The 18,760-nt window shown below is 70.5% G+C and carries 17 protein-coding genes; 15 read left to right on the top strand and 2 right to left on the bottom strand.

All coding sequences use genetic code 11. The features are described 5' to 3' along the window. Nucleotides 1-176 precede the first annotated feature (176 nt). Nucleotides 177-1,118, bottom strand: coding sequence for a cation diffusion facilitator family transporter (locus ACIBCU_RS11970; RefSeq protein ID WP_399230939.1), 942 nt, complete (start codon nucleotides 1,116-1,118; stop codon nucleotides 177-179). 174 nt (nucleotides 1,119-1,292) lie between these two features. Continuing rightward, the gene (gene galE / locus ACIBCU_RS11965; protein WP_362941497.1) at nucleotides 1,293-2,279 is read right to left on the bottom strand and encodes a UDP-glucose 4-epimerase GalE; all 987 of its coding nucleotides are present in this window, start codon (nucleotides 2,277-2,279) and stop codon (nucleotides 1,293-1,295) included. 307 nt (nucleotides 2,280-2,586) lie between these two features. On the opposite strand from galE, the gene ACIBCU_RS11960 reads away from it, so the two are divergent. From ACIBCU_RS11960 to ACIBCU_RS11890, 15 genes are all read left to right on the top strand, one after another. Further along, nucleotides 2,587-4,341, top strand: a complete 1,755-nt coding sequence (locus tag ACIBCU_RS11960) for a DUF5941 domain-containing protein (protein WP_399230935.1) — start codon at nucleotides 2,587-2,589, stop codon at nucleotides 4,339-4,341. Next, nucleotides 4,338-5,075, top strand: coding sequence for a phosphocholine cytidylyltransferase family protein (locus ACIBCU_RS11955; RefSeq protein WP_362941503.1), 738 nt, complete (start codon nucleotides 4,338-4,340; stop codon nucleotides 5,073-5,075). Before ACIBCU_RS11960 ends, ACIBCU_RS11955 begins: the two co-directional genes overlap by 4 nt. After that, entirely contained in the window at nucleotides 5,063-6,124 is a 1,062-nt protein-coding gene (locus ACIBCU_RS11950; RefSeq protein WP_362941506.1) for an iron-containing alcohol dehydrogenase family protein, read from the top strand. Before ACIBCU_RS11955 ends, ACIBCU_RS11950 begins: the two co-directional genes overlap by 13 nt. Further along, on the top strand, nucleotides 6,102-6,881 hold the full coding sequence (locus ACIBCU_RS11945) for a CDP-alcohol phosphatidyltransferase family protein (protein WP_104783446.1): 780 nt from the start codon (nucleotides 6,102-6,104) through the stop codon (nucleotides 6,879-6,881). Before ACIBCU_RS11950 ends, ACIBCU_RS11945 begins: the two co-directional genes overlap by 23 nt. An 8-nt stretch (nucleotides 6,882-6,889) precedes the next feature. Further along, on the top strand, nucleotides 6,890-7,762 hold the full coding sequence (locus ACIBCU_RS11940; RefSeq protein ID WP_362941509.1) for a glycosyltransferase family 2 protein: 873 nt from the start codon (nucleotides 6,890-6,892) through the stop codon (nucleotides 7,760-7,762). Nucleotides 7,763-7,870: 108 nt separating this feature from the next. Next, complete coding sequence (locus ACIBCU_RS11935; protein WP_362941512.1) at nucleotides 7,871-8,800, top strand: ABC transporter permease; 930 nt, start codon at nucleotides 7,871-7,873, stop codon at nucleotides 8,798-8,800. Next, nucleotides 8,793-9,578, top strand: coding sequence for an ABC transporter ATP-binding protein (locus ACIBCU_RS11930; RefSeq protein WP_362941515.1), 786 nt, complete (start codon nucleotides 8,793-8,795; stop codon nucleotides 9,576-9,578). Before ACIBCU_RS11935 ends, ACIBCU_RS11930 begins: the two co-directional genes overlap by 8 nt. Nucleotides 9,579-10,002: 424 nt before the next feature. After that, complete coding sequence (gene hpnC, locus ACIBCU_RS11925; RefSeq protein ID WP_399230931.1) at nucleotides 10,003-10,917, top strand: squalene synthase HpnC; 915 nt, start codon at nucleotides 10,003-10,005, stop codon at nucleotides 10,915-10,917. A gap of 29 nt (nucleotides 10,918-10,946) precedes the next feature. Then, a complete protein-coding gene (gene hpnD, locus ACIBCU_RS11920) occupies nucleotides 10,947-11,867 on the top strand; it encodes a presqualene diphosphate synthase HpnD (RefSeq protein ID WP_362941521.1) in 921 nt (306 codons plus the stop codon). A gap of 88 nt (nucleotides 11,868-11,955) precedes the next feature. Next, on the top strand, nucleotides 11,956-13,344 hold the full coding sequence (gene hpnE, locus ACIBCU_RS11915; protein ID WP_362941524.1) for a hydroxysqualene dehydroxylase HpnE: 1,389 nt from the start codon (nucleotides 11,956-11,958) through the stop codon (nucleotides 13,342-13,344). Beyond that, on the top strand, nucleotides 13,341-14,444 hold the full coding sequence (locus ACIBCU_RS11910) for a polyprenyl synthetase family protein (protein WP_362941527.1): 1,104 nt from the start codon (nucleotides 13,341-13,343) through the stop codon (nucleotides 14,442-14,444). The genes hpnE and ACIBCU_RS11910 overlap by 4 nt, the downstream gene beginning before the upstream one ends. A gap of 104 nt (nucleotides 14,445-14,548) precedes the next feature. Further along, complete coding sequence (gene shc, locus ACIBCU_RS11905; RefSeq protein ID WP_399230928.1) at nucleotides 14,549-16,561, top strand: squalene--hopene cyclase; 2,013 nt, start codon at nucleotides 14,549-14,551, stop codon at nucleotides 16,559-16,561. A 4-nt stretch (nucleotides 16,562-16,565) separates the two neighbouring features. Beyond that, nucleotides 16,566-17,225, top strand: coding sequence for a 1-hydroxy-2-methyl-2-butenyl 4-diphosphate reductase (locus ACIBCU_RS11900; protein ID WP_399230926.1), 660 nt, complete (start codon nucleotides 16,566-16,568; stop codon nucleotides 17,223-17,225). 6 nt (nucleotides 17,226-17,231) lie between these two features. Further along, entirely contained in the window at nucleotides 17,232-18,251 is a 1,020-nt protein-coding gene (gene hpnH, locus ACIBCU_RS11895) for an adenosyl-hopene transferase HpnH (protein ID WP_362941536.1), read from the top strand. A 4-nt stretch (nucleotides 18,252-18,255) separates the two neighbouring features. Continuing rightward, nucleotides 18,256-18,760: flavodoxin-dependent (E)-4-hydroxy-3-methylbut-2-enyl-diphosphate synthase (locus tag ACIBCU_RS11890; RefSeq protein ID WP_399230924.1), on the top strand; the 505-nt coding region annotated here is incomplete at its 3' end.

Below are 18,760 nucleotides of genomic sequence, written 5' to 3'. Positions count from 1 at the left end.
GCACGGCGAGGTGGAGAGCGCCGAGCGGTCAGCCGGTGACCCGGAAGACGAGGAAGGGCCGATTGCTGCGCTGGGCAGCCGTCGTCGCGACAGTCATCACCCTCAGCTCCTTCTCTCTTCGGCGGGCTCCGGACCCGGAGACACGGGGCAGACCCTAGCATCGGGCTCGCGGCGGTTCAGTGGCAGAGCCGTGCCTCGTGCTCCTGGTGACCGCTGGGCTCCAGCTGGAAGGTGCAGTGCTCGACGTCGAAGTGGCTGCCGAGGCAGCTCTGGAGGTCGTGCAGGAGCTTCTCGTGACCGATCGAGTCCAGCATCTCCTGGTGCACGACCACATGAGCGGAGAGGACCGGCATGCCGGAGGTGATCGTCCAGGCGTGCAGGTCGTGGACGTCCAGTACGCCCGGCAGGGCCGTGATGTGCGCGCGTACCTTTTCCATGTCGACGCCCTTCGGGGCCGACTCCAGCAGCACGTCGAGCGTCTCCCGCAGGAGTTTCACCGTACGGGGGACGATCATCAGGCCGATCAGCAGCGAGGCGATGGGGTCGGCGGCCTGCCAGCCGGTCGCCATGATGATGCCCGCCGCCACCAGCACCGTCACCGAGCCGAGCGTGTCAGCGACGACCTCCAGATAGGCTCCCCGGACGTTGAGACTGTCCCGCTGCCCGCGCATCAGCAGGGACAGGGAGACGACGTTGGCGACCAGGCCGACGGCGGCGAACGCGAGGGCCAGGCCGCCCCTGGTCCCGGCCGGATTGACGAAGCGCTCGACCGCCTCGAAGACCAGGTAGCCGCCGACGCAGAGGAGCAGCAGACAGTTGGCCAGCGCGGCGAGGATCTCGGCGCGGGCGAAACCGAAGGTGCGGTTGGGGCCCGCGGGCCTGTTGGCGAAGTGGATGGCCAGGAGGGCCATGCCCAGCCCCAGCGCGTCGGTGGCCATATGGGCCGCGTCCGCGATCAGCGCGAGCGAGTTCGCGAGCAGCCCGCCGACGATCTCCATGACCATGACGCCGAGCGTGATGCCCAGGGCGACCCGGAGCCGGCCCCGGTACGCGGCGGCGGCCGTTCCCGTCGGGGGCGGCCCTCCGTGCGTGTGCCCGTGATCGTGGCCAGCCCCCATGTGAACGCCTCCGTACAGCCGTCGTGTCCCTCGGACACGTCTGACGCGCCTCGCCCGATGCGGCCAGTGAACTACGGGAGCGGGGTAGGGGGCAACACGGCACTGAACACCGTTGTCATGTGCTCTGACCTGCGGAAACGATCGCAGGTCAGAGTGTCGCCGGGGTCCGGACCCTCACTGCGCGGCGCGGGCCTCGGGGTGGCGCAGGCACCAGCCCTCCCAGGCCGACTCCACCATCTCGCGCATGTCCCGGCGTGCCGTCCAGCCCAGCTCCTCGGCCATCCGCGCCGCCGACGCGACCGCCCGGGCCGCGTCCCCGGGCCTGCGCGGCTCGACCACCGGCTCCGTGCGCAGGCCGGTGACCTCGCCCACCAGCTCCGCGAGACGGCGCACGGACACGCCCTCGCCCCGGCCGATGTTCACGGTGAGGTCTCCGCCGTCCGAGGTCTTGTCCAGGTGACTGGCGACCGCGAGGTGCGCCTCCGCCAGATCGGCGACATGGATGTAGTCGCGTACACAGGTGCCGTCCGGCGTCGGATAGTCGTCGCCGAAGACCCGCGGCGCCTCGCCCCGCGTCAGTCGGTCGAAGAACATCGGTACGACGTTGAAGACACCCGTGTCGGACAGCTCGGGCTCGGCGGACCCCGCCACGTTGAAGTAGCGCAGGCAGGCCGTCGAGATGCCGTGGGCCCGGCCCGTCGCGCGCACCAGCCACTCCCCGGCGAGCTTGGTCTCGCCGTACGGATTGATCGGCGCGCACGGGGTCTCCTCCGTGATGAGCTCCACGTCCGGGACGCCGTACACCGCCGCCGACGAGGAGAGGAGGAAGCGCGGCACACCGGCCGCGACCACGGCCTCCAGCAGCACTCCGAGCCCGGCCACGTTCTCGCGGTAGTAGAGCAGCGGCTTCTCGACGGACTCACCGACCTGCTTCTTCGCCGCGAGATGCACCACACCCGTGACGGCGTGTTCCGCCAGGACCCTGTCGAGGACCTCGCGGTCCGAGGCCGACCCCCGCACCAGCGTGACGTCCGTGGGCAGCCGCGCCTCGATGCCCGTCGAGAGGTCGTCGAGCACGACGACCTGTTCCCCGGCCCGCGTCATGGCTTTCACCACATGTGCCCCGATGTAACCGGCCCCGCCAGTGATCAACCACGTCATGCACGTCAGCTTATGCGTTTCCCCGACGCGGTTTGTGGGGCGAGGCCTTGATCGACGATGATGATCGCGAACGGCGTCGCATGATGGCCGATTCGGCCGAACGGAGCACGAACGGGCGGTGAACTCGGTCTTCCGTTCATCCGATAGCCTCAGCCGACGCGCCACCGGCCCACCCCCGGGCCGCATGTCCGCGCGCCGTTCCCGTTTCAGTGCCAAGGAGTGAGTTCGTCTGTCGACCGCCATCCTCACCGGTGCGCCGGTACCCGGATCGTCGCTCGAGGACGATCTGCGGTCACTCGGCTTCGACGTGACCGCCGCAGCCGACGCCTCCGAGGCCGCCGACCTGCTCGCCGCAGTCCCCGCGAGCAGGCGCGTCGCGCTCGTGGACCCCCGCTTCGTCGGCCATGTCCACGCGCTCAGGCTCGGACTCACCGACCCCCGCTTCGTCGCCGCGTCGATCCCCGGAGCGCTCACCGCGCAGCCCGAGGCCCGCCCCGCGCTGCTCCGCGCCCTCCAGCGGGCCGTGGCCGCCGTCGGCGCGGGGAGCCCCGTCGCGCCCCCCGGCGCCGAACCCGTCGCCGAGGACCGCACCGTGCCCGGCCGACTGGCCGTTGCACTGGACGCGGAGGGCACCACGGTGCAGCGCCCCGAGCTCGGTTCCCTCACGGCCTCCGTGCCCACCGGACCCGAGGAGCGGAGCGCCGCGCAGGCCGCCGTCTCCGCCGTCGACGACGAAGCCGTGCGGCTGCGCAGCGCGGTCAAGGCCCACGACGGCTTCTTCACCACGTTCTTCATCAGCCCGTACTCCCGCTACATCGCCCGCTGGTGCGCCCGCCGGGGCCTCACCCCGAACCAGGTCACCACCGCCTCGCTGATCACCGCGCTCATCGCGGCCGGCAGCGCGGCGACCGGCACCCGCGGCGGCTACGTCGCGGCCGGAGTGCTCCTGCTCCTCTCCTTCGTCCTGGACTGCACCGACGGGCAGCTCGCCCGCTACTCGCTCCAGTACTCGACGATGGGCGCCTGGCTGGACGCCACCTTCGACCGGGCCAAGGAGTACGCGTACTACGCGGGGCTCGCCCTCGGCGCCGCCCGGGGCGGCGACGACGTATGGGTCCTCGCGCTCGGCGCGATGGTGCTCCAGGCCTGCCGCCACGTCGTCGACTTCTCGTTCAACGAGGCCAACCACGACGCGGTCTCCAACACGAGCCCCACCGCCGCGCTCTCCGACAAGCTCGACAGCGTCGGCTGGACGGTCTGGCTGCGCCGGATGATAGTGCTGCCCATCGGCGAGCGCTGGGCCATGATCGCCGTCCTCACCGCCGTGACCACGCCCCGGATCGTCTTCTACGCCCTGCTCATCGGCTGCGCCCTGGCCGCCTGCTACACCACGGCGGGCCGGCTGCTGCGCTCGCTGACCCGCAAGGCGCGGCGCACCGACCGCGCCGCCCGCGCTCTGGCCGAGCTGGCCGACTCCGGTCCGGTCGCCCAGGCCGTCGCGGCCGTGCTCCGGCGTCCGGGCGGCGGCTTCACGGCCCCGCTCCTGGCGTTCGCCGGAGCGCTGGTCATGGTCGCCGCGGCGCTGTTCGCCCCCTACGGCGACTGGCTGACCGTGGGCGCCGCCGCGGTGTACGCGGCCCTCTCAGGACTGGCCGTCTCCCGGCCGCTCAAGGGCGCGCTCGACTGGCTCGTCCCCCCGCTCTTCCGGGCCGCCGAATACTGCACGATCCTGGTGCTGGCCGCCCGCAGTGACGTACCGCACGCCGTTCCCGCGGCATTCGGCCTGGTTTCGGCCGTCGCCTACCATCACTACGACACGGTGTACCGCATCCGGGGCGGCACCGGAGCGCCGCCCCAGTGGCTGGTGCGCACCATCGGAGGGCACGAGGGCCGGACCCTGGTCGTGGCCGTACTCGCCGCCGTACTGACCTCCGGTTCAGGTTTCACCACGGCTCTCACCGCGCTCGCGGCCGCCGTGGCTCTGGTGGTGCTCGTGGAGTCCATCCGCTTCTGGGTGTCCTCCTCGGCCCCCGCCGTACACGACGAAGGAGAACTCGCATGATCGGCCTCGTACTGGCTGCCGGTGCCGGACGCCGTCTGCGTCCGTACACGGACACGCTGCCCAAGGCCCTGGTGCCGGTGGACGGCGAGAAGACGGTCCTGGACCTGACACTGGCCAACTTCGCCGAGGTCGGACTCACCGAGGTCGCGGTCGTCGTCGGCTACCGCAAGGAGGCGGTCTACGCCCGCAAGGCCGAGTTCGAGGCGAAGTACGGCGTGACGCTGACGCTCATCGACAACGACAAGGCCGAGGAGTGGAACAACGCCTACTCCCTCTGGTGCGCGCGTGAGGTCCTGAAGCAGGGCGTCATCCTCGCCAACGGCGACACCGTGCACCCGGTCTCCGTCGAGAAGACCCTCCTGGACGCACGCGGCAAGGGCCAGAAGATCATCCTCGCCCTCGACACGGTGAAGACCCTCGCCGACGAGGAGATGAAGGTCATCACGGAGGACGGCAAGGGCGTCCGGCGGATCACCAAGCTGATGGATCCGGCCACCGCGACCGGTGAGTACATCGGCGTCACGCTGATCGAGCCAGAGGCGGCCGAGGAGCTCGCCGACGCGCTGAGGACCACCTTCGAGCGCGACCCCGACCTCTACTACGAGGACGGCTACCAGGAGCTCGTGAACCGTGGCTTCACCGTCGACGTCGCGCCCATCGGCGAGGTGACCTGGGTGGAGATCGACAACCACGACGATCTCGCCAGGGGCAGGGAGATCGCGTGCCGGTACTGACCCGCCTCATCCCGTCCCCGGTCGTCGTCGACATCCGGCGCGGCGCGATGGACGATCTGGCCGGTCTCCTTGCCGACCAGCGGATCTCCGCCTCGGGCAGGCTCGCCATCGCGATCAGCGGAGGCTCCGGGCGCGCCCTGCGCGAGAGGCTCGCCCCGGTGCTGCCGGGTGCCGACTGGTACCCCGTCGTCGACGGCACGATCGACTCCGCCGTGCGGCTGGCCGACGGCATCAAGGGCAACCGCTACGACGCCGTGGTCGGCCTCGGCGGCGGCAAGATCATCGACGTGGCGAAGTACGCCGCGGCGCGTGTGGGCATGCCCATGGTCGCCGTCGCGACGAACCTGTCCCACGACGGGCTCTGTTCCCCGGTCGCGACCCTGGACAACGACAACGGACGGGGCTCCTACGGGGTCCCCACGCCGATCGCCGTCGTCATCGACCTCGACGTGATCCGCGAGGCGCCCGCGCGCTACGTGCGCTCGGGCATCGGCGACGCGGTCTCCAACATCTCGTGCGTCGCCGACTGGGAGCTCGCCCACGAGGTTCGCGGGGAGGACATCGACGGCCTCGCGGCCGCCATGGCCCGCCAGGCGGGCGAGGCGGTCCTGCGCCACCCCGGCGGGATCGGCGACGACGCCTTCCTCAAGGTGCTGGCCGAGGGCCTCGTCCTGACCGGCATCTCGATGTCGATCGCGGGGGACTCGCGTCCGGCCTCGGGCGGATGCCACGAGATCAACCACGCCTTCGACCTGCTGTACCCGAAGCGCGCGGCCAGCCACGGCGAGCAGGTCGGCCTCGGCGCCTGCTTCGCCATGCATCTGCGGGGCGCGCACGAGGAGTCGCTGCTCATGGCGTCCGTACTGCGGCGCCACGGGCTGCCGGTGCTGCCCGACGAGATCGGCTTCACCCCCGAAGAATTCGTGCGGGCCGTCGACTACGCCCCGCAGACGCGCCCGGGACGCTTCACGATCCTGGAACACCTCAACTTTTCCACCGACCAGATCAGGGACGCGTACGCCGACTATGCAAAAGCCATCCATAGCTGAACTCCGTCCGGTCGTGCACCCTCCGGGCGTGAAGGACCGGCGCAGTGGCGAGCACTGGGCGGGTCGGCTCTACATGCGCGAGATCTCCCTGCGCATCGACCGGCACATCGTCAACACCAAGATCACGCCCAACCAGCTGACCTACGTGATGACCGTCGCCGGCGTGCTCGCGGCGCCCGCGCTGCTGGTCCCGGGCATCCCCGGGGCCCTGCTCGGCGTGCTCGCGGTCCAGCTCTACCTGCTGTTCGACTGCGTCGACGGTGAGGTGGCCCGCTGGAAGAAGCAGTACTCACTGGGCGGGGTCTACCTGGACCGGGTGGCCGCCTATCTGTGCGACGCGGCGGTGCTGGTCGGCTTCGGCCTGCGCGCCGCCGATCTGTGGGGCCCGGGACGCATCGACTGGCTGTGGGCCTTCCTGGGCACGCTCGCCGCGCTGGGCGCCATCCTGATCAAGGCGGAGACCGACCTCGTCGGCGTAGCCCGTCACCAGGGCGGGCTGCCGCCCGTCAAGGAAGCCGCTTCCGAGCCGCGCTCCTCCGGCATGGCGTTCGCACGGCGGGCCGCCGGCGCGCTCAAGTTCCACCGGCTGATCCTCGGCATCGAGGCGTCGCTGGTCATCCTGGTCGTCGCCGTCCTCGACACGGTCAGGGACGACCTCTTCTTCAGCCGCCTCGCGGTCGCCGTGCTGGCCGGCATCGCCCTTCTCCAGACCGTCCTGCACCTGGTGTCGATCCTGGCGTCCAGCAGGTTGAAGTGAGCTCACCCATGAAACTCGGCGCGGTCATCATCACCATGGGCAACCGCCCCGACGAACTGCGCGCCCTTCTCGATTCGGTCGCCAAGCAGGACGGCGACCGGATCGAGGTGGTCGTCGTCGGCAACGGTGCCCCGGTCCCCGACGTCCCCCCGGGCGTACGGACCGTCGAGCTGCCCGAGAATCTGGGGATCCCCGGCGGCCGCAACGTCGGCATCGAGGCGTTCGGCCCGTCCGGAGCCGACGTGGACGCCCTGCTCTTCCTCGACGACGACGGGCATCTGCCGAACACCGACACCGCCGAGCTCTGCCGGCAGGCCTTCGAGGCGGACCCGAAGCTCGGAATCGTCACCTTCCGCATCGCGGACCCCGACACCGGCGTCACCCAGCGGCGGCACGTGCCGAGGCTGCGTGCCTCGGACCCGATGCGCTCCTCCCGCGTCACGACCTTCCTCGGCGGCGCGAATGCCGTGCGGAGCCAGGTGATCGCCGAGGCGGGCCCCCTCCCCGCCGAGTTCTTCTACGCGCACGAGGAGACCGACCTCGCCTGGCGGGCCCTGGACGCCGGCTGGATGATCGAGTACCGCTCGGACATGGTGCTCAACCACCCCACGACCGCTCCCTCGCGGCACGCGGTCTACCACCGCATGGTGGCCCGGAACCGCGTCTGGCTCGCCCGCCGCAACCTGCCCGCACCGCTGGTCCCCCTCTACGTCGGGGTCTGGCTGCTCCTCACGCTGGTCCGCAGGCCCTCCCTGCCCGCCCTCAAAGCGTGGTTCGGGGGTTTCCGGGAAGGCTGGACCAAGCCCTGCGGACCCCGGCGCCCCATGAGGTGGCGTACGGTATGGCGGCTGACCAGGCTGGGCCGGCCACCGGTGATCTGAGAGGCTCTTCCTCTGAGACCATGAACCGTATTCATTCGTACGGGGAACCTGTCCGCCTCGGCCGCGCCCGCGACCGGCTGCGCATTGTGAAGACGAGAGTTCTTAACTGTGAGTGACACGACCCATGACGGCGGGATTGCGCTGAGCAGCCCGCCGTCCGCCGACGAGGGACTGAGCGCGTCCCAGCTGGCCGACAAGTACGGCTTGACGGTGAGCGGTGCCCGGCCAGGGCTGTTCGCGTACATCCGGCAGCTCTGGGGCCGTCGGCATTTCATCCTGGCGTTCTCGAGGGCGAAGCTGACCGCGCAGTACAGCCAGGCCAAGCTCGGCCAGCTGTGGCAGGTCGCCACGCCGCTGCTGAACGCCCTGGTCTACTTCCTGATCTTCGGGCTGATCCTGGGCACCCGGAAGGGGATGACCCAGGAGGTCTTCATCCCGTTCCTGGTGACCGGTGTCTTCGTCTTCACCTTCACCCAGAGCTCGGTCATGGCGGGGGTGCGCTCCATCTCGGGGAACCTCGGCCTGGTCAGGGCGCTCCACTTCCCCCGGGCGTCGCTGCCCGTCTCCTTCTCGCTGCAGCAGCTCCAGCAGCTGCTGTACTCGATGATCGTGCTGGTGGCCGTGGCCGTGGGCTTCGGCAGCTACCCGGCGCTCTCCTGGCTGCTCGTCGTCCCGGCGCTGGCCATGCAGTTCCTCTTCAACACCGGCCTGGCGCTCGTCATGGCACGCCTGGGCAGCAAGACACCGGACCTCGCCCAGCTGATGCCGTTCGTGATGCGTACCTGGATGTACGCCTCGGGCGTCATGTTCTCGATTCCCGTGATGCTGGCGGACAAGCCGCAGTGGATCGCCGACGTGCTGCAGTACAACCCGGCGGCCATCTACATGGACCTGGTCCGCTTCGCACTGATCGACGGCTACGGCTCGGAGAACCTGCCGCAGCACGTCTGGGCCGTCGGGCTCGCCTGGGCGCTCGTGGTGGGCGTCGTGGGCTTCGTGTACTTCTGGAAGGCAGAGGAACGGTACGGCCGTGGCTGAGGAAAAGTCCCAGGGACACATCCCCACCGTGATCGCGGACGACGTGCACATCGTGTACCGGGTCAACGGCACAGGTGGCGGCAAGGGAAGCGCCACCGCGGCACTGAGCCGGATCATGCGCCGGGGCAAGGGCGAACCGCGCGGTGTGCGCAAGGTGCACGCGGTGCGGGGCGTCTCCTTCACCGCCTACCGTGGCCAGGCCATCGGCCTCATCGGTACCAACGGTTCCGGCAAGTCCACCCTGCTGCGGGCCATCGCCGGCCTGCTGCCGACGGAGCACGGCAAGGTGTACACCGACGGCCAGCCTTCGCTGCTCGGTGTCAACGCGGCTCTGATGAGCGACCTGACCGGTGAGCGCAACGTCGTGCTCGGCGGTCTCGCCATGGGCATGAGCCGCGAGGAGATCCGCGCGCGGTACAAGGACATCGTGGACTTCTCCGGGATCAACGAGAAGGGCGACTTCATCACGCTGCCCATGCGGACGTACTCGTCCGGCATGGCGGCCAGGCTGCGCTTCTCGATCGCGGCCGCCAAGAACCACGACGTCCTCATGATCGACGAGGCGCTGGCCACCGGTGACCGCAAGTTCCGGGTCCGCTCCGAGGAACGGATCCGCGAGCTGCGCAAGGAGGCCGGCACCGTCTTCCTGGTCAGCCACAACAACAAGACCATCAGGGACACCTGCGACCGGGTCCTGTGGCTGGAGAAGGGCGAGCTCCTGATGGACGGCCCCACCGAAGAGGTGCTGAAGGCCTACGAGCGGGAGACGGGCAAGTAACCGTCGCGTGCGTGTGGCCCCCGCCGGAGTGAAGCGACGGGGGCCCTGCGGTGTGCGGGCCCGCGCTGGAAGACCCGCAGGGGCTGTAAGCGCCCCGGGTGGATCTCCTCCCGGCGGATGACGTCAATTGCTCGGGATCCGGGGAAGGTTGACGGCGGCCGATGCGTTGCACGAGGGCGTGCTGCACCCCGGCGCGGTCCTGTGAGCTCTACAACGTAAGCTGTGACGGTGCTGATTCGCGGCTATGTGGGGTGATACGCCCCCGCACATCGCCCGTTGTGTGCGTGTCGCACTCGGCCGGACGAGCGGCGTGTCCGAAAAGGGATGTTTTGGGTCAGCAGTGTAGAACGGGAGATATGACGGCAATGATGGAAAATCTCCAGCTCCGACGTGGTTTCGCCGTCCCCGCGTCGGGTGGTACGCAGTGACCCGTACCCAGCAGGCGCGCGCCGACGCCGCCGCCACGCTCGACAAGGCCGCCGACGAGAACTTCCCTGTGGCCCCCTTCTTCCTGCCCCGTGCATGGCGCGACGACCTGATGGCCGTCTACGGATTCGCCCGCCTCGTCGACGACATCGGTGACGGCGACCTGGCTCCCGGTGGCGCCGACGCCCGCCACCTCGGCCTCGAACCCGGACAGGCCGAGGACCGGCTCGCCGTCCTGGACGCACTCGAAGCCGATCTGTACCGCGTCTTCCGGTCCACCGGCGACGGCCCGCGCCACCCCCTGATGCGCGCCCTGCGCCCCACCGTGCGGCGCTGCGCGCTCACCCCCGAACCCTTCCTCGGGCTCGTCGAGGCCAACCGGCAGGACCAGAAGGTCCGCCGCTACGGGACCTACGGAGACCTGCTGGCCTACTGCGAGCTCTCCGCCAACCCCGTCGGCCGCCTCGTCCTGCAGATCACGGGCACCGCGAGCCCTGAGCGGATCCGCCGCTCCGACGCCGTCTGCACCGCGCTGCAGATCGCCGAGCACCTCCAGGACGTCGCCGAGGACCTCGGCCGCGACCGGATCTATCTGCCCGCCGAGGACATGGCCCGCTTCCATGTCGGCGAACCGGACCTGGCGGCACGGTCCGCGGGCGCGGCGGTGCGGTCGCTGATCGCTTTCGAGGCGGAGCGCGCCCGTGACCTGCTGGACGAGGGAGTCCCCCTGGTGGGCAGCGTCCACGGCCGGCTCAAGCTGCTGCTCGCCGGATTCGTCGGCGGAGGACGGGCCGCCCTAGGGGCGGTCACGGCCGCCGGTTTCGACGTACTGCCCGGACCGCCCAGACCCACCGCGCCCAGGCTGCTGCGCGAGGTGGGAGACGTCCTGCGAAGAGCGCACAGAGAGGGGTGAGCCGGACCGTGGAGGGACAGACGACGTACATGTCGGCACCGGTACAGGCCGCGTACAGCTACTGCGAGGCCGTGACCGGACGACAGGCCCGCAACTTCGCGTACGGCATCCGACTGCTGCCGTACGAGAAGCGGCAGGCCATGTCGGCGTTGTACGCCTTCTCCCGTCGGGTCGACGACATCGGCGACGGCGAGCTGGATCCGGAGACGAAGCGCACCCGGCTGGAGGACACCCGGGGGCTGCTCGTCCGGATCCGGGACAACGCGGTCGAAGAGGACGACACCGACCCGGTCGCGGTCGCCCTGGCCGACGCCGCACGCCGGTTCCCGCTGCCGCTCGGTGGTCTCGACGAGCTCATCGACGGCGTTCTGATGGACGTGCGCGGAGCGACGTACGAGACCTGGGACGACCTCAAGGCGTACTGCCGGTGTGTCGCAGGTGCCATCGGGCGGCTCAGCCTGGGCGTTTTCGGGACGGAAGCGGGCGCACCCGGCTCCGAACGGGCCGCGGAGTACGCCGACACCCTCGGTCTCGCACTCCAGCTCACCAACATCCTGCGCGACGTCCGCGAGGACGCGGGCAACGGGCGTACGTACCTGCCCGCCGACGATCTCGCGAAATTCGGCTGTTCCGCCGGATTCCACCGGGCCACCCCGCCCCCCGGGTCCGACTTCGCCGGCCTGGTGCACTTCGAGGTCCGGCGCGCCCGGGCGCTCTTCGCCGAGGGCTACCGGCTGCTGCCCATGCTGGACCGGCGCAGCGGTGCCTGCGTGGCCGCCATGGCCGGCATCTACCGTCGGCTCCTCGACCGGATCGAACGCGATCCCGAGGCGGTCCTGCGCGGTAGGGTCTCGCTGCCCGGCCATGAGAAGGCGTACGTTGCGGTGCGCGGCCTTTCGGGTCTCGACGCGCGTTACATCTCACGCCGGACGGCGAGGGGGAGGGTCTGATGACGGGTCCGGTCCGAGTCCGGGGGCGCGCAACCCCGGGGTGCCGCGATGCGTCCCTGTCTGCGACGACACGGCGAAGGGAGCAGGCATGACCGGTCGCAACCCCCGGTCCTCCCGGGCCGTGGTCGTCGGCGGCGGGCTCGCGGGCGTCACCTCGGCGCTGCGTCTCGCGGACGCGGGGCTCGACGTGACCCTGCTCGAAGGCCGCCCCCGGCTCGGCGGACTCGCCTTCTCCTTCCGGCGCGGCGACCTGTCCGTCGACAACGGCCAGCATGTCTACCTGCGCTGCTGCACGGGCTACCGCTGGTTCCTGGACCGGATCGAAGGGGCCCACCTCGCCCCGCTGCAAAACCGCCTCGACGTGCCCGTACTCGACGTGGGCCGGCCCGCCGGACCGCGGCTCGGACGGCTGCGCCGTACCGGACTGCCCGTACCGCTGCACCTCGCCGGCGGGCTCGCCGCCTACCCGCACCTCTCGCTCGCGGAGAAGGCCCAAGTCGCCCGCGCCGCACTGGCGCTGGGCCGTCTCGACCCCGCCGACCCCGCGCTCGACGGCATCGACTTCGCCACCTGGCTCCGCCGCCATGGACAGTCCAGCCGCGCCATCGAGGCCCTCTGGGACCTCGTCGGCGTCGCCACGCTCAACGCCACCGCGCCCGACGCCTCCATGGCGCTGGCCGCGAAGGTTTTCAAGACGGGGCTCCTCTCCGAGCCGGGCGCCGCCGACATCGGCTGGGCGGCCGTGCCGCTCGGTGACCTCCACGACACCCTCGCCCGCAAGGCGCTCGAGTCGGCGGGTGTCGAGATCCATGTGCGCACCCGGGCCGGTTCCCTCACCCGCGCCGAGGACGGCCGCTGGGCCGTCGAGACCGACGGTGAACGGTTCGAGGCGGACACCGTCGTCCTCGCCGTGCCGCAGAGGGAGACCCACCGGCTGCTGCCCGGCGGAGCGCTCGACGATCCCGGCCGGCTGCTCGACCTCACCGACGCACCGATCCTCAACGTGCACGTCGTCTACGACCGCGAGGTGCTGCGCAGACCGTTCTTCGCCGCGCTCGGCTCACCCGTGCAGTGGGTCTTCGACCGCACGGCGTCCTCCGGACTCCAGGGCGCCGGGCAGTACCTCGCGGTGTCCCAGTCCGCGGCGCAGGACGAGATCGACCTGCCCGTCGCCGAGCTGCGCAAGCGGTATCTGCCCGAGCTCGAACGGCTCCTGCCGGCAGCGCGAGGGGCCGGGATCCGCGACTTCTTCGTCACCCGGGAACGCACCGCGACCTTCGCACCCACGCCGGGCGTGGGCCGCCTGCGGCCGGGCACGCACACCCGCGCCCCCGGGCTGCACCTGGCGGGAGCATGGACCGCCACCGGCTGGCCCGCCACGATGGAGGGTGCCGTCCGCAGTGGCTTCAGTGCCGCGGACGCCGCGCTCCAGGCCCTCGGCCGGCCACACGAACATCCGCTGCAGGAGGCGGCATGAGCAGTACCACCGGAACAAGAGGAGAGTCTGTGACCCCGGCGAATCCGGCTTACGACACCGTGGCGGACACCACGGACGTCACCGCGCTTCTGGAGCGCGGAAGGGCCCTGTCAGCGCCGGTGCTGCGAGCTGCCGTGGACCGGCTGGCGCCGCCCATGGACACCGTCGCGGCCTATCACTTCGGCTGGATCGATGCCCAGGGCAGGCCGGCCGACGGCGACGGAGGCAAGGCCGTGCGTCCCGCGCTGGCCCTGCTGTCCGCGGAAGCGGCGGGCGCCCCGGCGGAGGCCGGCATCCCCGGAGCCGTAGCGGTCGAACTCGTGCACAACTTCTCGCTGTTGCACGACGACCTGATGGACGGCGACGAGCAGCGCCGGCACCGCGACACCGTATGGAAGGTGCACGGCCCCGCCCAGGCGATCCTCGTCGGCGACGCGCTCTTCGCGCTGGCCAACGAGATCCTGCTGGAGCTCGGCACCGTCGAGGCCGGCCGGGCCGCCCGCCGGCTGACCACGGCCAGCCGCAAGCTGATCGACGGTCAGGCCCAGGACATCTCCTACGAGCACCGCGAGCGGGTCACCGTCGAGGAGTGCCTGGAGATGGAGGGCAACAAGACGGGCGCCCTGCTCGCCTGCGCGGTCTCCATCGGCGCCGTGCTCGGCGGAGCCGACGACCGTACGGCCGACGTGCTGGAGGCGTACGGCTACCACCTCGGCCTCGCCTTCCAGGCAGTCGACGACCTGCTCGGGATCTGGGGCGACCCGGAGTCCACGGGCAAGCAGACCTGGAGCGATCTGCGCCAGCGCAAGAAGTCCCTGCCCGTCGTGGCCGCGCTCGCCGCGGGCGGACCGGCCTCGGAGCGTCTGGGCGACCTGCTCGCCGCCGACGCGAAGAGCAACGACTTCGACAGCTTCTCCGAAGAGGAGTTCGCCGCCCGTGCGGCACTCATCGAGGAGGCGGGCGGCCGTGAATGGACCGCCCAGGAAGCCCGCCGTCAGCACGCGGTAGCCATCGAGGCGCTGCACGGCGTCGACATGCCGGAACGAGTGCGGGCGCAGCTCACCGAGCTCGCCGACTTCGTGGTCGTACGAAAGAGATGATGACCATCCAGATATGACTCGCAGTCGCCGGCGGGCGCCCCACGGGGCGCCCGCCGACGGAGACCCCAGCACAGCAGAGGACCTGACTGCACGAAGGGGAAGCCATGACAGCGACGACCGACGGAAGCACCGGGGCCGCGAACCTCCGCGCAGCCTCGGCCAGCGATCCGACCGAATCAACCAACGCCGCGGACGACATCCTGGACGTCGCGCGGCAGGCCGCGGAACGCTCGGTGGAGCACCTCCTCGGCCGGCAGGACGAGCAGGGCTGGTGGAAGGGAGACCTCGCCACCAACGTCACCATGGACGCGGAGGACCTGCTGCTGCGTCAGTTCCTGGGCATCCAGGACCAGGACACCGTCAAGGCCGCCGCCCGCTTCATCCGGGGCGAGCAGATGGGCGACGGCACCTGGAACACCTTCTACGAGGGGCCGCCCGACCTCTCCGCCACCATCGAGGCGTACGTCGCGCTGAGGCTGGCCGGCGATCTGCCGGACGACCCCCACATGATCCGCGCGGCGGGCTGGGTCAGGGAACAGGGCGGCATCGCGGAGTCCCGGGTCTTCACCCGGATCTGGCTGGCGCTCTTCGGCTGGTGGAAGTGGGACGACCTTCCCGAACTCCCGCCCGAGCTGATGTTCTTCCCGAAGTGGGTCCCGCTCAACATCTACGACTTCGGATGCTGGGCCCGCCAGACCATCGTGCCGCTCACCATCGTGTCCGCGAAGCGGCCCGTACGCCCCGCCCCGTTCACCCTGGACGAGCTGCACACCGATCCGGCGTGCCCCAATCCGCCCAAGCCCGCCGCTCCGGCCGCGAGTTGGGACGGAGTCTTCCAGCGGCTCGACCAGGCGCTGCACCTCTACCACAAGGTGGCCCCGCGCAGGCTGCGGCGCAGCGCCATGAACGCCGCCGCCCGCTGGATCATCGAACGCCAGGAGAACGACGGCTGCTGGGGCGGCATCCAGCCCCCCGCGGTGTACTCCGTCATCGCCCTGCACCTGCTCGGCTACGACCTCGACCATCCGGTCATGCGCGCGGGGCTCGAGTCGCTCGACCGGTTCACCGTGTGGCGTGAGGACGGCGCCCGCATGATCGAGGCCTGCCAGTCCCCGGTCTGGGACACCTGCCTCGCCACCATCGCTCTCGCCGACGCGGGGGTGAGCCCCGACCATCCGGCGCTCGTGAGAGCGGCCGACTGGATGCTCGGCGAGGAGATCGTGCGGCCCGGCGACTGGTCCGTACGCAAGCCTGAACTGGCGCCGGGCGGCTGGGCGTTCGAGTTCCACAACGACAACTACCCGGACATCGACGACACCGCCGAGGTCGTCTTGGCGCTGCGCCGCGTCCGCCACCCCGACCCCGCCAGGGTCGAGGCGGCCATCGCGCGCGGGGTGCGCTGGAACCTCGGCATGCAGTCACGCAACGGCGCCTGGGGAGCCTTCGACGCGGACAACACAAGCCCGTTCCCCAACCGCCTGCCGTTCTGCGACTTCGGCGAGGTGATCGACCCGCCGTCGGCCGATGTCACCGGACACGTGGTGGAGATGCTCGCCGTCGAGGGGCGGGCGGACCACCCGCGTACCCGCCGGGGCATCGAGTGGCTGCTCGCCGAACAGGAGGCGAACGGCGCGTGGTTCGGCCGGTGGGGCGTCAACTACATCTACGGGACGGGCTCCGTGGTGCCCGCGCTGATCGCCGCCGGCCTGCCGGCCGCGCACCCGTCGGTGCGGCGGGCCGTCGAATGGCTGAAGTCCGTCCAGAACGACGACGGAGGCTGGGGCGAGGACCTGCGGTCCTACCGTGAGGAGAAATGGATCGGCCACGGCACCTCGACCGCCTCCCAGACCGCGTGGGCGCTCCTCGCCCTCCTGGCCGCGGGGGAGCGGGAGAGCAGGTCCGTGGAACGGGGCGTCGCCTGGCTGGCCAAGACCCAGCAGCCGGACGGATCCTGGGACGAACCGCACTTCACCGGGACCGGTTTCCCGTGGGACTTCTCCATCAACTACCACCTGTACCGGCAGGTCTTCCCCCTCACCGCCCTCGGCCGGTACGTCTACGGGGATCCCTTCGCCACCGCTGCCGGTATCGGCGCGGGCACCGGCAAGGAGGCCTGAGCCGATGGGGGGCCAACAGGAGCCGCCCGGCCCCACCACGCCGCTGCTGATCGCCTGCGCGCTCGGCATCGAGCGTTTCGCCCTGCGCACCGGAAGGAGGGGCGGCACCCCGGGCCCCGGGCCCGTGAGCATCATCAGGTCCGGGATGGGCCCACGGGCCGCCGAGGACGCCGTCCGGCTCGCCCTGGGACAGGGCGGGGCCGGAGGCGCCGCGGTCATCGCCTCCGGCTTCTGCGCCGGGCTGGAACCCGGCATGCACCCGGGCGATCTGGTGGTGGCCGAGGAGACCCGGGACCACGGCGGCACCACCGCCTGCACGGGTACCGGCCTGCTGGTCGACGCACTGGTCAGGGCGGCGCCCGGACGTACCGTCCACACCGGCCCGCTCAACGGCTCCGCACATGTCGTCCGGGGTCCGGAGCGGGCGTCGCTCCGGGCCACCGGCGCCATCGCGGTGGACATGGAGTCCGCCGCCACCCTCCGCACCGCCGTACGGACGGGGCTACGCCCCGTTGCCGCCGTACGGGTGGTCGTGGACGCTCCAGAGCATGAGCTCGTCCGCATCGGCACGGTCCGCGGTGGAATATCGGCATTCCGCGTTCTTCGTGCTGTCCTTCCGGCTTTCCACGAATGGCACCGATCTTTGCTGCTCCCCAGGAGGTGAGCCCAGATGGCCATGCCGCTCCGTCAGTCCATCAAGGTTGCGACGTATCTCATCGAACAGAAGATCCGTAAGCGGGACAAATTCCCGCTGATTGTCGAGCTGGAGCCCTTGTTCGCCTGCAATCTGGCATGCGAGGGATGCGGCAAGATCCAGCATCCGGCCGGGGTGCTCAAGCAGCGCATGCCGGTCGCCCAGGCGGTCGGGGCGGTGCTGGAATCGGGCGCCCCGATGGTCTCCATCGCCGGTGGCGAGCCGCTGATGCACCCGCAGATCGACGAGATCGTGCGTCAGCTGGTGGCGAAGAAGAAATACGTCTTCCTCTGCACCAATGCCATGCTGATGCGTAAGAAGCTCGACAAGTTCACCCCGTCGCCCTACTTCGCCTTCGCCGTGCACATCGACGGGCTGCGCGAGCGGCATGACGAGTCGGTCGCCAAGGAAGGCGTCTTCGACGAAGCCGTGGAGGCGATGAAGGAGGCCAAGCAGCGCGGCTTCCGGGTCACGACCAACTCCACCTTCTTCAACACCGACACCCCGCAGACCGTCATCGAGGTGCTGAACTTCCTCAACGACGAGATCAAGGTCGACGAGATGATGATCTCGCCCGCCTACGCCTACGAGAAGGCCCCCGACCAGGAGCACTTCCTGGGTGTCGAGCAGACCCGCGAGCTCTTCAAGAAGTCCTTCGCGGGAGGCAACCGGAGCCGCTGGAGGCTCAACCACTCCCCGCTCTTCCTGGACTTCCTGGAGGGCAAGGCCGACTTCCCCTGCACGGCCTGGGCGATCCCCAACTACTCGCTCTTCGGCTGGCAGCGGCCCTGCTATCTGATGAGCGACGGGTACGTCCCCACCTACCGGGAGCTCATCGAGGACACCGACTGGGACAAGTACGGCCGCGGCAAGGACCCGCGCTGCGCCAACTGCATGGCGCACTGCGGCTACGAGCCCACCGCGGTGCTCGCCACCATGGGGTCGCTGAAGGAATCCCTGCGAGCGGCCCGGGAGACGATCGGCGGGAACCGGTGACCTCATGAGAGAAGGAGAGCCGGTCGTACTGGGTCTCCCGGAGCTGCCGGCCCGGCCTCTCGCGGTGCGCCGCCCCTCGCGGCGCATCCAGGTCGGGTCGGTGGCGGTCGGCGGGGACGCACCGGTGTCGGTGCAGTCGATGACGACGACGCGTACGTCGGACATCGGTGCGACGTTGCAGCAGATCGCGGAGCTGACGGCTTCGGGCTGTCAGATCGTGCGGGTGGCGTGTCCCACGCAGGACGACGCGGACGCGTTGGCGACGATCGCGAGGAAGTCGCAGATCCCGGTGATCGCGGACATCCACTTCCAGCCGAAGTACGTGTTCGCGGCGATCGACGCGGGTTGCGCGGCGGTCCGGGTGAACCCGGGCAACATCAAGCAGTTCGACGACAAGGTCAAGGAGATCGCGAAGGCGGCGGGGGACGCGGGCACTCCGATCCGTATCGGGGTGAACGCGGGTTCGCTGGACGCGCGGCTGCTGAAGAAGTACGGCAAGGCGACGCCGG

The organism is Streptomyces sp. NPDC051064, from assembly GCF_044455985.1.
GTDB lineage: Bacteria > Actinomycetota > Actinomycetes > Streptomycetales > Streptomycetaceae > Streptomyces.
The sequence above is the reverse complement of the archived record's forward strand: the minus strand, read 5'-3'. Positions and strand labels throughout refer to the sequence as shown.